The sequence below is a fragment of the Pseudomonas sp. FG1 genome, from assembly GCF_034313875.1.
GTDB classification, from domain to species: domain Bacteria; phylum Pseudomonadota; class Gammaproteobacteria; order Pseudomonadales; family Pseudomonadaceae; genus Aquipseudomonas; species Aquipseudomonas veronii.
Window position 1 is genome coordinate 322732 of record NZ_JAVIWP010000001.1, and the last position, 14450, is coordinate 337181.

Here is a 14450-nt window from a genome sequence, read left to right on the forward strand (position 1 = left end):
ATCGCCCCCCTATACTCACCGATTGCGAGCCGTTCCCTCGAACGGCCCCCTGCCCCGGTAACCAGCCCCCATGACGCGTCCCGTTCCTCTGCTGCTCCTGCTTGCTGGCCTGTTGTTCTTCTTCGCCCTTGGTAACCATGAACTGCAAGGCTCCACTGAAGCCCGCGTCGGCGGGATCGCCATGGCCATGCACCTGGACAACGACTGGGTGGTGCCACGGCTGTTCCGTGAGCCGTTCCTGGAAAAACCACCCCTGAGCCTGTGGCTCGACGCTGGCGCGATCCGCCTGTTTGGCGGCACGCCCGGGGCCGTGCGCCTGGCCTCGGCGTTCGCCGGGTTGTTCAGCGTGATGCTGCTTTACGGGATGCTGCGCACGTTCGGGCGGCCCAAGACACTGGCGTTCTGCGCGGCGCTGATCCTGGCGACCATGGCCAGTTACTGGAGCAATGTGCGCGGCGTCGGTGAAGATGCATTGCTCAGCCTGGGTGTGACCACCGCGCTGCTGGCGTTCTACCAGGCCATGCGGCCGGCGTCCGAGCGCCAGGGCTCAACCGCCTGGGCGTGGGCCCTGTTCACGGCCGGGATGGTGATCGCCACCCTGAGCAAAGGCGTGCTGGGCCTGGCGATGCCGGGCATCGTGATCTTTGTGTACCTGGCCTGCACCAGTTGGATGGACAAACGCCTGCGCATCGGCGACTGGCTGCGGCCTGCACTGTTTACCCTGCTGGCCTTGGTGCCACTGCTGATCTGGCTGGGGTTTCTGTTCCAGCGCGGCGGGCTGCAGGCGGTGGGCGAAGTGCTGTGGACCAACAGCGTCGGGCGGTTCAGCGGCTCGTTTGTCGAAGCCGGGCACTACGAACCCTTCTACTACTACATCGCCAAACTGCCCGAAGCCTTTTTGCCGTGGAATATCCTGGTGTACCTGGGGTTGTGGCACTTCCGTAAAAGCCTGGTGCGCAACCGCTACCGTCTGTTTTTCTGCGTCTGGCTGGTGGCGCAATTCACCCTGCTGACCCTGGCTTCCAGCAAGCGCACCGTATACCTGATGGCGCTGACGCCAGCCGCCGCCGTACTGGCTGCGGAATATGCGCAGGTGCTGCTGCACTGGCTGAAAGATCACAAACCGGCGCTGTATAAGCGGCATAAAATCGTGATTGGCGGCGTGTTCACCGTGCTCATCGCCTGCTACCTGAGCGCTGCTTTCTGGTTCGCGCCAAAAGCCGACAAAAAACAGTCCTTCGTGCCCGTGATGAGCCAGATCCAGGCGCTACAGGCCGAAGGCAAAAAGGTCGCGTTGTTTCGGCCCAACGAGCGCATCGACGGCGCCAGCGTGTTCTATCTGCAGGCCTACTTGCCGATTCTGCAAACCGAGCCCGAACTGCACAGTTACCTGGACGCCGCCCCCGGCAACGTCGCGCTGCTGGATAACACGGAGCAACTGACCGGCAAGGTCACGGTGATCAAGGAGATGGCAATCAATCGCCAGCCTTACTACTTCATCGGGCAGTAAGGCCGGCGGGGGGTCAGTGCTTGGTGAGCTTGTCCAGGTAACCCATGGCGAACGCCGAGACCACAAAGGTCATGTGGATGATCACGTACCACATCAAATGCTGCGGATCGACGTTCTTGGCATCCATGAAGATGCGCAGCAGGTGGATGGAGGAAATCGCCACGATGGAGGCGGCCACTTTCATCTTCAGCGAGGAAGAGTCCATGGTGCCCAGCCAGTTGAGCTTTTCCTTGTTTTCATCGATGTCCAGCTGCGAGACGAAGTTCTCGTAGCCGGAGATCATCACCATCACCAGCAGGCCGCCGACCAGTGCCATGTCGATCAACGACAACAGCAGCAGGATCACTTCCGATTCGAGCATGCTGAAGATATTGGGAACGACGTGAATGATTTCCTGGAAGAATTTCAATGCCAGGATCAACAAGCCCAGGGACAACCCCAGGTAGATCGGCGCCAGCAACCAGCGCGAGGCGTACATCGTATTTTCGATAAAGCGTTCCATTGAATCTCACACAGCGTGGTTAGAAATGACGGTGAGTATACCAGCCGCTACCCAACACCTGTGACCGCGAGAAAACTGACCTGAGTGGCATCTGTAAGAGCGTTTTTCTGCTAGTGTCGAGGCCATCAACTCGGCTCAAAGACGTCGGACAGGAAAACTCAAGATGATGGATGTGCGTTCCCCTTGGGCCAGCATCGGCCTGTGTGCGGCATTGCTGCTGGCCGGTGGCTGTTCTCCCAGCGACGAGCAAAAGCAGACCACCCTTGAAGAGAAAACCAAGCAGTTCGAACAGTCGCTCGACAGTATCCAGGACCCCAAACTGCGCGACGCCATCACCGACCTCGGCGGTTCGCTGTTGTTGCTGGAACGGGCGCGGGTCAAGCTCGCCAGCAAGCCCATCGAAGCCGAATACGGCGAAGACAGCCTGGCCCTGCTCAAGCACTACCCCACGCCCCAGGCCCTGGTCGACACCTACATCAACGGCCTGTTCGTGCTGCGCAAGACCTCCCACTCCGACTACCTGACCGATCTGCAGCCGGTGTTCCCGTTCAACTTCAACACGCCCGACCAGTTCCCGTTCCCCCATGGCCTGGAATGGCAGTCGGTGACCTTGAGCAACAGCAAAGTCATCCCCTTCCAGCCGGAATGGTCGGAAACCGATCCCGGCATCCAGTTGAGCCCCAGCAGTTCCAACCTGACCAACCCCGATGACCTGACGGTGACCTACCCGTTCATCGACGGCATCGAGACCGACAACAAGAGCCAGCCGCAGCCCGTCAGCCTCAAAGGTACGGTCGAGGTGGTCGCGCCGGGCAAGGTGCTGACGTTCGACCTGTCGAAAAAAGACCTCGGCCACCCACGCACCGAGGGCAATATCACCCTCAACCTGCTGAGCCTGGAAAAAAACTACGCCGAGATCGAACTGACCAACCACGAACCGCTGGCGGCGGAGGTCGGCGACGAATCACCGGACCCGTTGCTGGTGCAGGCCCGCGACAGTACCGGGCAGTTCCTCACGCGCTCGGGCTCGATCAACGAAAATGCCGCGCAGGTGGCGTTCTACGAGAAACAACTGGCGCAGATGCAAAAGCAGAAAGCCTGGTCGGACGCGTTTGAGAAACAACTGACGGACGAGCAGAAAGCCTTCGAACACCAGCAAAGCAGCCATTACGCCAAGGTCTACTTCAATGGCCTGATCGACACGCTGCAGGTCGACGTGCTGGATTTTTCCAAGGCCACGCTGACCCGCAAGGACCTCGACCTGCCCGTATTGCGCTTCGACAAAAACAGCCTGCAGAAAACCGTGCAAGCCTTGCCGATGGCGGTAACGGTGTATGACGACAGCACCGCCAGTTGGCTGAAAACCGCGACGATGACCGAGGACCAGCTGAAAAACAGCGTGACCATCAGCCAGTCCGTCGAAGATGCCAGCGCCGCGCATATCGTGTTTGACCACCCCTACACCTTCAACGACGAATTGGCGGGCACCGAACGCAACAGCGACGAAGCCCCGGTGACGTTTTTCACAGCCAATGAAAAAGGCGAGCGCGGCGAGCCCATCGAGTTGCCGAGCGAAGCCTTCGAGCTGAACCCTGCACGCGGCACGCTCACCTACGACCTCAACCTGTTCCCGGAGAACCCGGCGTTTGTGGTGGGCTCGATTCCGCTGTTCCTGGCCAGCATCGACCAAGCCACGATCGACGTGGCCAAGCTGCCCAAGGGCCTGTCGCTCAAGGACAACGCGCTGATCGTCGACCAGGCGCAGTTCCCGTCCGACAGCTGGCGCTTCTATGCCAAGGACGCCAGCGGCAACTACCTCAAGGAAATCCTCGGGGTCAGCCACCACGCCGAGGAATACGGCACGGCGTTGTTTGATGTGCATTACTTCTACGGCCAGCCGACCCAGCTGGAAAGCTACCAGCGTACCAACCTGAGCACCGTGCAATACGGCTTCGAGGTCAAGCTGGACAAGCCCGAAAGCAAATAACCGGGCCTACAGGGCCAGGCATTCCTGGCCGTTATTGAGCTGGCGCAGGTGGGCCTGCAGATGCAGGCACCAGATCTGCGGCTCCTGCGCCAGCTCGTAGCCTTGCTGGGTCAGGTTTTCGACGATCGATTGCAGGAAGGTTTCGGCCACGAACGGCCCGGGAAACGGTCCCTGGGATTTGATGGTCGAAGGCTGCTCACCGGTCATTCCAGCGGCAAACAACAACGTCCACATCCCGTTATCCCCCGCGAGAGGGCGAATGGAGCATTCGATGCGAGTGCCCAGGCCCAGACACTGGCGGGTCAGGCAAAGGTTGCGCGGCATGGCGGCGACCCTCGGTAGATCGGCGTTCAGCCTCAAGCACGGCGAGACTGTTTCTATCCTGCGACTCCGGTGGATATCCCTAGTGCTCAGAATAGAAGAAAAACGCGATAAACCAAGGTTGTAGAGACCAACGGGCGTTGGCCCCCAACCTGGAGTCAATTTAGTGGCGGGCTAACCGATCAGCTCGGTTTGGCTTCCGCCTGCGCGTGCAGCGCCAGTTCCTTCTCAGCTTCCTTCAAGTCTTCCTCGCTGATCATCTCGGCAATCGCGCGCAAACGCTCGACCACACGCGCATTCACCGTGCCTTCGGGGAATTGCCCTTCTGCGTCCGGCTCACCGGCCGGCTCGCCGACCAGCAGGCTCAACGCCTCATCCGCCTGGCGCACCGCATAGATATGGAATTGCCCGGCGCGCACGGCCTGCAACACCTTCTCATCGAGCATCAGCGTGGCGACGTTGGCCTGCGGAATGATCGCGCCTTGTTCGCCGGTCAGCCCACGCGCTTCGCAGAGGCGGAAGAAACCTTCGATCTTCTCGTTGACCCCGCCCACCGCCTGCACTTCACCAAACTGGTTGATCGAACCGGTGATGGCAAAACACTGTTTGAGCGGGGTTTTCGACAAGGCCGAAATCAAGGTACAGGCCTCGCCCAGGGACGCGCTGTCGCCGTCCACATAACCGTAGGACTGTTCCAGCGCGATACTCGCCGAGATCGCCAGTGGGAATTCCTGGGCATAACGGCTGCCCAGGTAACCGGTGAGGATCATCACGCCCTTGGAGTGAATCGGCTGGCCGAGGTTGACCTCACGCTCGATGTCGACGATGCCGCTGCCGCCCGGGTACACCGTGGCGGAAATCCGCGCCGGTACGCCGAACGCCGAATCGCCGACTTCCAGCACCGTCAGCCCGTTGCACTTGCCGACCGCTGCGCCGGCGGTGTCGATCAGGATCACCCCGGCGAGCATGTCGTCGAGAATCCGCGCCGACACCCGCCCGGTGCGCGTGGCCTTGGCCTTCAGCGCACGTTCGATGTGGCCGGCGTCGGTCATTTCGTCGCCCGCCAGGTGGCGAATGAAATCCGCCTCGCTGACCAGTTGGAACAAGTCGCCAATGCGCGCCGACAACCGCCCCTGGTGTTCGGCCAGGCGTGCGCTGTAGGTGGCCAAGCGCGCCACCGCGTCCGAGGTCAGCGGCGCCATGCCCTCTTCCGAGGTGCGGGTTTTCAGCAACTGCGCGAACTGCTCGAGGCTTTCGTCGACCATCGGGATGTCTTCGTCGAAATCCACCAGCACGCGGAACATTTCCTGGAAGTCCGGATCGGCGTCCTGCAACGCGTAGTACAACTGGCGGGAACCGATGATGATCACCTTGACCTGCAACGCAATCATCTGCGGGTTGAGCGTCACCGTGGCCAGGCGGCCCAGTTCGCCCAGCGGCGACTCCATCTTCAGCTTGCGCGACTGCAGGGAACGCTTGAGGGCGTCCCACACAAACGGCTCGCTGAGCATCTTCTCGGCTTCGAGGATCAGGAACCCGCCGTTGGCCCGGTGCAAGGCGCCCGGACGCAACTGGCGATAAGTGGTGTAGAGCGCGCCCTGATCGGTGCTGTATTCGATCCGGCCGAACAGGTTATCGTAGGTCGGGTGCGGTTCAAACACCACCGGGGCGCCGCCGTTGACCGGATGGCCGACCACCAGGCTCGGGCAGTACTGTTCTTCGAGCAGCTTGCGGGCCTGGGCGTCGGTCTTGGCGTCGTCCACCAATTGCTCGACCACGGTTTTCAGCAAGTACACCTGCATGGCTTGCAGGTAACCGCATACGGCGGCGTTTTCTGCGTACTTTTCCGACAACGGTGACAGCAATGGCTGTAGGGCCAGGGTGATGGTTTCTTCGTTGAACTGACGCAGTTGGTTGTTCGACTCACGCTTCCACTGCGGCAGGCTGGCCAGCTCTTCGTTGAGGCGTTCTTCCAGTTCGGAAATATCGGTGTGGAAGCGCTCGCGATCGACTTCCGGCAACTGCGAGAACTCGGCCTCGTCCAGCGCCTTGCCGTCGAGCATCGGAGTGAACGCGATGTTGGAACTGTCGCGGTACAGCGCCACGTCCTTTTCCAGGGCCAGGCGTTCGATCACGTCCAATGCCTTGTCGTAACGCTGGTTGAACGCGCGGTCGATAGCGCTTTTGCGTTGTTGATACGTCGGGTGTTCGAACACTGCCGGGAAGGTCGCCACCAGGTTGTCGATCAAGCCGTTGATGTCGCTGATGAACGCCGCGGCGCCGCCTGCCGGCAGTTCCAAGGCGCGGGGTTCGCGGGGTTCATCGAAATTATTCACATAGACCCAGTCCGACGGGGTCTGCAGGCGTTTGCCTTCAGCCTTCAGGTAGCGTTTGACGAACGAAAAGCGGCCGGTGCCCGGCTCGCCCATGACAAACACGTTGTAACCGGGGCGTGGCATGGCCACACCGAACTGCAAGGCTTCAACCGCACGTTCCTGGCCAAGCACACCGCGAAAGGGCTCCAAATCATTGGTGGTCGAGAAGCTGAACTGTTCAGCGGAGAAAGGGCGAGTCAGCGCTTCGGGCGCTAGACGCAAGCTGGCAGCAACAGGATCAGGCATCGGGCTTCCTTACATCAGGCGGGGCAGATGGCGGCATTCTGGCTCTCTGTTACGCGCTCTGGCAAGGCGCGCCTGAGGTAAAGCATAGACACGGGCTGCGTCCTACAAAAAAATCGAGATATCTCTGATTGTTTTATTAAAAATCACGGAACCCCTGGAACCTGCCTAAACTCCAAACTGCGCGGGCTGGACTAATAACCGGCCCCTAAGGCGCGTTACTGCGCCTGAACCCTTGTCCATTGGTTTGCACACAAAGAGAACAAAGCTATGAAACGGATCCTTCTCGGTACTCTCTTCACCGTCGTTTCCCTCAACGCAATGGCTGAATCACCCGGTGGCCCGAACTGCGGTTGGGGCAACATGCTGTTCGAAGGCCAGCGCGGCACGCCGGCGCACTTCCTGGCGTCCACCACCAACGGCACCTCGGGCAACGCGACCTTCGGCATGACCTCGGGCACCAACGGTTGCAGCACCAACAGCGCCCTGACCTACGGCGGCAAATCGTGGATTGCCATGAATGGCATGATGAACGAGCTGTCCGAAGACATGGCCAAAGGCAATGGCGAAGCGCTGACCACCTATGCCGTGGTACTGGGCGTTGCACCAGAAGATCGCGAGCACTTTTCTGCCGTGACCCACGAGCACTTCCAGCAAATCTTCAGCAAGGCCGACGTGACCGCTGAGGATGTCCACAACAACACCCTGGCTGTACTGAAAAGTGATGCCCGCCTGGCGAAATACGCAACCCAGGCTTAAGCTCGAGCCGCCCGCGCCCTCCAAGGCGCGGGTCTTATTTTTGGACCCGCCTCCCCGCTTGGGTCTCACTTTTTCCGACTTAAGTTGCCCCTATGCTCAAACGCCTTGCCTGGATGGCACTCTTCGCCTGCGCCCCGTTGTATGCGGCGCCGCATCTTGATGATCAACGTTTGCAGCAATTGGCCAACGATCCGTTCTGGTTGTCCTTGGGCCATTACGAAGCCGGCAAAGTCAGTGGCTGGCGCAGCTATGTCAGCGACAAAAAATTCTTCCTCGCCGCCGATGGTGCCCATCACCCGGATGCCGAACTCAAGGCCACCGTCGACGCGCTCTACGCGCCGGCCAGCCTGGGTGAAAAACACGCACAATGCGTTTACCCCGCACGTACCCGCTGGCTCAAGGACCGGTTGCAACTGACCGACCTGCCCGCCGTGGGCTGCAACGAATTCAAGCAATGGTTCAAGGACGTCGCGCCCCATAGCGCGGTGATGATCTTCCCGGCGGCCTACCTCAACAGCCCTTCATCGATGTTCGGCCACACCCTGCTGCGCATCGACCAGGCCGACGTGCAGAGCAACAACACCGCGCTGCTCAGCTATGCGATCAACTTCGGCGCGTACATCGAAGGCTCGGACAACAGCATCCTCTACGCCTGGAAAGGCCTGATGGGCGGCTACCCCGGCCTGTTCGCCCTGGTGCCCTACCAGGAAAAACTCTCCGAATACCGCAGCCTGGAGAACCGCGACCTGTGGGAATACCGCCTGAACCTGACCCAGGTCGAGACCGAGCGCATGGTCGAGCACGTGTGGGAACTCAAGCAGATCCAGTTCGACTACTTCTTCTTCGACGAAAACTGCTCCTACCGCCTGTTGGAGTTGCTGCAAGTGGCCCGCCCCGGCCTGCGCCTGACCGAGCAATTCCCGCTCACTGCGATCCCCACCGACACGGTCAAGGCCGTGAAAGATGCCGGCCTGGTCGAGAAGATCGACTATCGCCCGTCCCGTGAGCGCGAGTTGCTGGAACGCGCCAAACCGCTGGACAGCGACGAGCAGCAATGGGTGCTGAAAGTCAGCGACGACCAGAAACAATTGCAGGCGCCTGCGTTTAAAGCGTTGCCGCGCGAGCGCCAGGCGCTGATCATCGACGCCGCCTACCGCCTCGGCCGCTACCGCGCCAATGGCCTGGAGCGCGACACCGAACGCTCCCAACGCAGCTTCGAACTGCTGCGTGCGATCAACCAGAACCCCGCGCCCGACCTGAAGATCACGCCCCCAGGCCTGCCGGAAACCGGCCATGAATCACGCACCTGGCAAGCCGGCATCGGCACGCGTGGCGACAAAGCCTTCGGCGAATACGGCCTGCGCATGGCCTACCACGACCTCAACGACAACGCCGAAGGCTTCCCCCTCGGCGCGCAGATCGAGATCCTGCAAATGAAACTGCGCCAGTACGAAGGCAACCACTGGCAACTGCAGCAACTGGACCTGGCCACCATCCGCTCCCTGACTCCGCGCAACGCGTTGCTGCAACCCTGGTCATGGCAAGTCACCGGCGGCCTGGAACGCGTGCCGGGCAAACACGACGACGAAACCCTGGTCGCCCATGTCAACGGCGGCGCCGGCGGCACCTGGCAACTGCGCGACGACATGCTCGGCTTCGCCCTCGGCACCGTGCGCGTGGAACACAACAACGACTTCAGCGAAGCCATCTCCCCCGCCGCCGGTTTCAACACCGGCGTACTGTGGAAAAACCCGCTGGGCAACCTGAGCCTGGAAGCCAAGGGAGATTTCTTCACCAATGGCGAAGTACGGCGCAGCATCAGCCTGAACCAGCAGTGGGAATTGTCGCGCAACCTCGGTCTGCGCCTGAGCGCCCAGCGCGAATACAGCCACTTGTCGACGCCGGTGAATGAGGTAATGCTTGAGATGAAGTGGTATCACTACTGACCAACGCCCAACCAGAATCAGGAGTTCACTCAACATGGCCGTTACCTGCACCACCCTTGAAGAAGTCCGAAGCAACATCGACCGCCTCGACCAGCAAATCGTCAGCCTGTTGGCCGAACGCGGCCACTACGTTTCCCAGGCGGCACGCTTCAAAAAAGACACCGACGGCGTCAAGGCACCACAGCGCGTCGAACAGGTGATCAGCAAAGTGCGCGACCTATCCCACACGGTCGGCGCCAACCCAGACGTCACAGAACAGGTTTACCGCGCGATGATTGCGGCGTTTATCCAGCAAGAATTGGCTGAGCATGCTGCGCTGGCCAGCCATCAGACGACATAGCACCCAACACCTTTCTCACCCCCCTTTCACATCCCCCCGACGAATCCCCTTCTAAACTTCCCCTATCAGCCGTGAAACGGCCAGGGAGCAAGTAATGTGGCGGTATGCAGTAATGCTGTGTGCGGTGCTGGGGTTGTCGGGTTGCCAATCGACCCATCAGGAGTTGCTGGCCAAGGGTTATCCACCGGCGTTTGCCGATGGCTTCGATGACGGTTGCAGCAGTGGTCGCCAGGCAGCGGGGGTGATCACCGGGGAGTTTCGTAAGAATGTGCCGCGTTATCTGAAAGACCGCGTATACGCCGAAGGCTGGGAAGATGGCTTTCGCCAGTGCAAGGCCATGCGCGAAAACGAAGAGTTGCGCGACTACAAAGATCGTCACTGGGACGAGCGCGAGCGCGCCTGGCAGCAGGAGAAGGATCGCGACGCAGCCAAGGCTTATCGCTCGCAATAGTCGCTTTCAGACATTCGTCGAAACTTAAGTGCGGCGAACATGGCCCAAACGCTATAGAGGGAGCCTGTCATGAGCCGAGCTTTTGTGAATGAAGACAGCGCCGCCGCCCAGGCCGACCCACCGGTCGAGCGTCAGGTCAGCGAGCAACCCAATCGCCTCACCGCGCGCGGGTTGGCGCAGTTACAGGCCAAGGTCGCGCAGTTGCAGCAGGAATACAGCGTCGAATCCGCCAAGGGCGAACAGGCCGACAAACAGCGCCAGGCCGACCTTGAGCGGGATTTGCGTTACTTCAACCAGCGGCTACAGAGTGCCCAGGTGGTGGCGCCGGCCGTGTCCACCGACAAGGTGCAGATCGGCAGTTGGGTGACCTTTGCCAATGAGCAGGACGAGCAACAGCGCATTCAGTTGGTCGGTGAAGACCAGGCCGATGCCGGTGCGGGCCTGATCAACTGGGGTTCGCCCCTGGGTCGGGCGCTGCTCGGGGCCCGGGTGGGCGACGAGGTGCTGTGGCAGCGCCCCGTCGGCGATCAGTTGATCGAAGTGCTGCGCATCGAGGCCGAGACCTAGACGATGCCTTGGGCCAGCATCGCGTCGGCGACTTTGACGAAGCCGGCGATATTCGCGCCTTTCACGTAGTTGATCCGGCCGTTTTCCTCACCGTAATGCACGCACGCGTGGTGGATCGACTGCATGATGTTGTGCAGTTTGCTGTCCACCTCACCGGCGGTCCACAGCAGGCGCATGGCGTTCTGCGACATTTCCAGGCCACTCACCGCCACGCCGCCGGCGTTGGACGCCTTGCCCGGGGCGAACAGAATGCCTGCGTCGATAAAGATATCCACAGCCTCCAGGGTGGTCGGCATGTTGGCACCTTCGGCCACGCAGAGGCAGCCGTTGCGCAACAGGGCGCGGGCAGCGTCGGCGTCGAGTTCGTTCTGGGTGGCGCATGGCAGCGCGATGTCGCACGCCAGTTCCCACGGGGTTTTACCGGCGCGGAACTCCAGGCCGTAACGGGCCGCCAGTTCGCTGATGCGACCGCGCTGGACGTTTTTCAGCTCCAGCAACGCCGACCATTGCTCCTCCGTCAACCCGTTCTCGGCGTACAGGGTGCCTTCGGAGTCGGACAACGAAATCACCTTGCCGCCCAGGTCCATGACCTTGCGCGCCGCGTATTGCGCCACGTTGCCGGAGCCGGAGACCGCCACGCGCTTGCCCTCGACCCGCAGGCCATCGCGCTTGAGCATTTCTTCAGCGAAGTACACGCAACCGAAACCGGTGGCTTCGGGGCGGATCAAGCTGCCGCCGTAGGTCATGCCCTTGCCGGTCAGCACGGAAGTGAACTGGTTGCTCAGGCGCTTGTACTGGCCGAACAGGAAGCCGATCTCGCGGGCGCCCACACCGATATCGCCGGCCGGGACGTCCACGTCCGCGCCGATATGGCGGTACAACTCACTCATGAACGCCTGGCAGAAGCGCATCACTTCGGCGTCGCTCTTGCCCTTGGGGTCGAAGTCCGAGCCGCCTTTGCCGCCGCCCATGGGCAACGAGGTCAGGGAGTTTTTGAAGGTCTGTTCGAAGGCGAGGAATTTCAATACGCCCAGGTTGACCGACGGGTGAAAGCGCAGGCCGCCCTTGTACGGGCCGATGGCACTGTTCATCTGGATACGGAAACCGCGGTTGACCTGAACCTTGCCGTGATCATCGACCCACGACACCCGGAAAGTAATCGCACGTTCCGGCTCGCAGATGCGCTCCAGGATGCCCGAGGTCAGGTAGTGAGGATTGGCTTCAAGAAACGGCCACAGGCTGCGTAGGACTTCTTCTACAGCCTGGTGGAATTCCGGCTGGTCGGGGTCGCGTTTCTTCAGGCGGGCAAGGAAGGATTCAACGGATTCGATCATGAAAAGTCTCGGCAAATTTATTGTCGTTAAGGGCGATTGAGCCGGACTTTATCAATTCATGTCGCACCGCGACAGGGCAAAATGTCGCCTTTGTGAATTTAAATGGTGCATTGGATATAAATAAACCTGAAAAACAGGCATTTATCGCACCTAAAAGGGGATTTCAAAACGGCGCCATGCACCAACTGAAAAACCGCTATCGGAGGCAAGCCTCCTCCCACATTTGATCGATGTTCGTCAGGAAGTCATGGGCAAAAAAAACGGAGCCCGAAGGCTCCGCTTTTCCAAACCGACCCGAATCAGGCCAGTTTCTTGTGCCGTACACGGTGCGGCTGGGCAGCGGCTTCGCCCAGGCGTTTCTTGCGATCCGCTTCGTACTCGGTGTAGTTACCTTCGAAGAACACCGCCTGCGAGTCATCTTCATACGCGAGGATGTGGGTCGCGACGCGGTCGAGGAACCACCGATCGTGAGAGATCACAATGGCGGCGCCCGGGAAGTCCAGCAGGGCTTCTTCCAGGGAACGCAGGGTTTCAACGTCGAGGTCGTTGGACGGTTCGTCAAGCAGCAGGACGTTGCCACCCTCTTTCAGGGTCAGGGCCAGGTGCAAGCGACCACGCTCACCACCGGACAGGTCCTTGACGAACTTCTGCTGGTCGCCACCCTTGAAGTTGAAACGGCCGACGTAGGTGCGCGACGGGATTTCATAGTTGCCGATACGGATCTGGTCGGAACCGTCGGAAATCTGCTGAAACACAGTTTTGCTGCCGTCGAGGTCTTCGCGGCTTTGGTCCACGCAGGCCAGTTGCACGGTTTCACCGACTTCGATGGTGCCCGAGTCCGGGGTTTCCTTGCCCATCAGCATGCGGAACAGTGTGGATTTACCCGCACCGTTACCGCCGATAACGCCGACGATCGCGCCTTTTGGCATGGAGAACGACAGGTTGTCGATCAACACGCGGTCGCCATAGCCTTTGGACACGTTCTTGAATTCGATGACCTTGTCACCCAGGCGCGGACCGGCCGGGATGTAGATCTCGTTGGTTTCGCTGCGCTTCTGGAATTCCTGCGACTGCATTTCTTCAAAGCGTTGCAGACGTGCCTTGGATTTGGACTGGCGGGCCTTGGCGCCTTTGCGCACCCACTCCAGTTCTTCCTTCATGGCTTTTTCGTGGGCCGATTGCTGCTTGGATTCGGCAGCCAGACGGTCGGACTTGGCTTCGAGCCAACCGGAGTAGTTGCCCTCGTAAGGGATGCCGGCGCCACGGTCGAGTTCGAGAATCCAGCCGGCGACGTTGTCCAGGAAGTACCGGTCGTGCGTGATCGCAACCACGGTGCCCGGGAAGTCGTGAAGGAAATGTTCCAGCCAGGCGACGGAATCAGCGTCCAAGTGGTTGGTCGGTTCGTCGAGCAGCAGCATGTCGGGAGCCGACAGCAGCAGGCGGCACAGGGCCACACGACGCTTCTCACCACCGGACAGGTGTTCGACCTTGGCGTCCCACGCCGGCAGGCGTAGCGCATCGGCGGCGACTTCCAGCTGGCGATCGAGGTTGTGACCGTCGCCAGCCTGCAGGATGGCTTCGAGCTTGGCCTGTTCGGCGGCCAGCTTGTCGAAGTCAGCATCCGGTTCGGCGTAGGCGGCGTAGACTTCGTCCAGGCGGGCCTGGGCGTCCTTGATCACGCTGACGGCTTCTTCGACCACTTCGCGCACGGTCTTGGCCGGGTCCAGGATCGGTTCTTGCGGCAGGTAGCCGATGTTCAGATCGGGCATCGGGCGGGCTTCGCCTTCGAACTCGGTGTCGACGCCGGCCATGATTTTCAACAGGGTGGATTTACCCGAACCGTTGAGGCCGAGCACGCCGATCTTGGCGCCGGGGAAAAAAGACAGCGAAATGTTTTTCAGGATTTCCCGCTTCGGCGGAACAACTTTGCCCAGCCGATGCATGGTGAAGACGTATTGAGCCATGGTGAACCTAGCGTCAGTGACTGATGAATTGAGCGGGCGAAGCCCGTGCCAGACCATGCGCCGCGCGGGCCGTTGACCTTGATCAATGCCTGCGAGCGGAAAAAGCCTGATTGTCTGGGGCTGGAACGCCCCCGCGTAACCGGCAAAGCTA

General features: G+C 60.6%; 12 protein-coding genes. 7 read left to right on the forward strand and 5 right to left on the reverse strand.

The annotated features are described in order from the left end of the window. Nucleotides 1-70: 70 nt before the first annotated feature. Nucleotides 71-1510, forward strand: a complete 1440-nt coding sequence (locus RGV59_RS01445; protein WP_017847324.1) for an ArnT family glycosyltransferase — start codon at nucleotides 71-73, stop codon at nucleotides 1508-1510. 13 nt (nucleotides 1511-1523) lie between these two features. Here the strand turns inward: RGV59_RS01445 and RGV59_RS01450 are convergent, their stop codons facing one another. Then, on the reverse strand, nucleotides 1524-2012 hold the full coding sequence (locus RGV59_RS01450; protein WP_017847323.1) for a TIGR00645 family protein: 489 nt from the start codon (nucleotides 2010-2012) through the stop codon (nucleotides 1524-1526). Between the two features lie 163 nt (nucleotides 2013-2175). On the opposite strand from RGV59_RS01450, the gene RGV59_RS01455 reads away from it, so the two are divergent. Further along, entirely contained in the window at nucleotides 2176-3999 is a 1824-nt protein-coding gene (locus RGV59_RS01455; protein ID WP_082118835.1) for a hypothetical protein, read from the forward strand. Between the two features lie 6 nt (nucleotides 4000-4005). On the opposite strand, the gene RGV59_RS01460 is transcribed toward RGV59_RS01455, so the two are convergent. Together RGV59_RS01460 and RGV59_RS01465 are read right to left on the reverse strand one after the other, a co-directional pair. Continuing rightward, a complete protein-coding gene (locus tag RGV59_RS01460; RefSeq protein WP_017847321.1) occupies nucleotides 4006-4323 on the reverse strand; it encodes a hypothetical protein in 318 nt (105 codons plus the stop codon). Nucleotides 4324-4502: 179 nt separating this feature from the next. Then, complete coding sequence (locus RGV59_RS01465) at nucleotides 4503-6941, reverse strand: Lon protease family protein (protein ID WP_017847320.1); 2439 nt, start codon at nucleotides 6939-6941, stop codon at nucleotides 4503-4505. 267 nt (nucleotides 6942-7208) lie between these two features. Between RGV59_RS01465 and RGV59_RS01470 the strand changes: the two genes are divergently transcribed. The 5 genes from RGV59_RS01470 (at nucleotide 7209) to RGV59_RS01490 (ending at nucleotide 11001) form a co-directional block, all read left to right on the forward strand. Next, the gene (locus RGV59_RS01470; protein WP_017847319.1) at nucleotides 7209-7697 is read left to right on the forward strand and encodes a DUF3015 domain-containing protein; all 489 of its coding nucleotides are present in this window, start codon (nucleotides 7209-7211) and stop codon (nucleotides 7695-7697) included. Between the two features lie 92 nt (nucleotides 7698-7789). Further along, a complete protein-coding gene (locus RGV59_RS01475) occupies nucleotides 7790-9643 on the forward strand; it encodes a DUF4105 domain-containing protein (protein WP_046381989.1) in 1854 nt (617 codons plus the stop codon). 34 nt (nucleotides 9644-9677) lie between these two features. After that, nucleotides 9678-9983: a chorismate mutase gene (locus RGV59_RS01480; protein ID WP_046487702.1), complete on the forward strand. Its 306-nt coding sequence runs from the start codon at nucleotides 9678-9680 to the stop codon at nucleotides 9981-9983. Nucleotides 9984-10077: 94 nt separating this feature from the next. Next, on the forward strand, nucleotides 10078-10434 hold the full coding sequence (locus tag RGV59_RS01485; RefSeq protein ID WP_026140185.1) for a hypothetical protein: 357 nt from the start codon (nucleotides 10078-10080) through the stop codon (nucleotides 10432-10434). Between the two features lie 69 nt (nucleotides 10435-10503). Further along, the gene (locus RGV59_RS01490; protein WP_017848264.1) at nucleotides 10504-11001 is read left to right on the forward strand and encodes a GreA/GreB family elongation factor; all 498 of its coding nucleotides are present in this window, start codon (nucleotides 10504-10506) and stop codon (nucleotides 10999-11001) included. Here the strand turns inward: RGV59_RS01490 and gdhA are convergent. Both gdhA and ettA read right to left on the reverse strand, forming a co-directional pair. Further along, entirely contained in the window at nucleotides 10998-12335 is a 1338-nt protein-coding gene (gene gdhA, locus RGV59_RS01495) for an NADP-specific glutamate dehydrogenase (RefSeq protein ID WP_017848265.1), read from the reverse strand. The two genes, RGV59_RS01490 and gdhA, sit on opposite strands and share 4 nt — an antisense overlap. A gap of 299 nt (nucleotides 12336-12634) precedes the next feature. After that, nucleotides 12635-14299: an energy-dependent translational throttle protein EttA gene (ettA, locus tag RGV59_RS01500; protein WP_017848266.1), complete on the reverse strand. Its 1665-nt coding sequence runs from the start codon at nucleotides 14297-14299 to the stop codon at nucleotides 12635-12637. Nucleotides 14300-14450: the final 151 nt, after the last annotated feature.

Bases quoted from the DNA above. Each gene is read 5' to 3' on its own strand.
- ettA (WP_017848266.1), bottom strand. From the start codon at position 14,299: ATGGCTCAATACGTCTTCACCATGCATCGGCTGGGCAAAGTTGTTCCG.
- RGV59_RS01485 (WP_026140185.1), top strand. From the start codon at position 10,078: ATGTGGCGGTATGCAGTAATGCTGTGTGCGGTGCTGGGGTTGTCGGGT.
- RGV59_RS01460 (WP_017847321.1), bottom strand. From the start codon at position 4,323: ATGCCGCGCAACCTTTGCCTGACCCGCCAGTGTCTGGGCCTGGGCACT.
- RGV59_RS01470 (WP_017847319.1), top strand. From the start codon at position 7,209: ATGAAACGGATCCTTCTCGGTACTCTCTTCACCGTCGTTTCCCTCAAC.
- RGV59_RS01480 (WP_046487702.1), top strand. From the start codon at position 9,678: ATGGCCGTTACCTGCACCACCCTTGAAGAAGTCCGAAGCAACATCGAC.
- RGV59_RS01455 (WP_082118835.1), top strand. From the start codon at position 2,176: ATGATGGATGTGCGTTCCCCTTGGGCCAGCATCGGCCTGTGTGCGGCA.
- RGV59_RS01450 (WP_017847323.1), bottom strand. From the start codon at position 2,012: ATGGAACGCTTTATCGAAAATACGATGTACGCCTCGCGCTGGTTGCTG.
- RGV59_RS01445 (WP_017847324.1), top strand. From the start codon at position 71: ATGACGCGTCCCGTTCCTCTGCTGCTCCTGCTTGCTGGCCTGTTGTTC.
- RGV59_RS01465 (WP_017847320.1), bottom strand. From the start codon at position 6,941: ATGCCTGATCCTGTTGCTGCCAGCTTGCGTCTAGCGCCCGAAGCGCTG.
- RGV59_RS01490 (WP_017848264.1), top strand. From the start codon at position 10,504: ATGAGCCGAGCTTTTGTGAATGAAGACAGCGCCGCCGCCCAGGCCGAC.
- RGV59_RS01475 (WP_046381989.1), top strand. From the start codon at position 7,790: ATGCTCAAACGCCTTGCCTGGATGGCACTCTTCGCCTGCGCCCCGTTG.
- gdhA (WP_017848265.1), bottom strand. From the start codon at position 12,335: ATGATCGAATCCGTTGAATCCTTCCTTGCCCGCCTGAAGAAACGCGAC.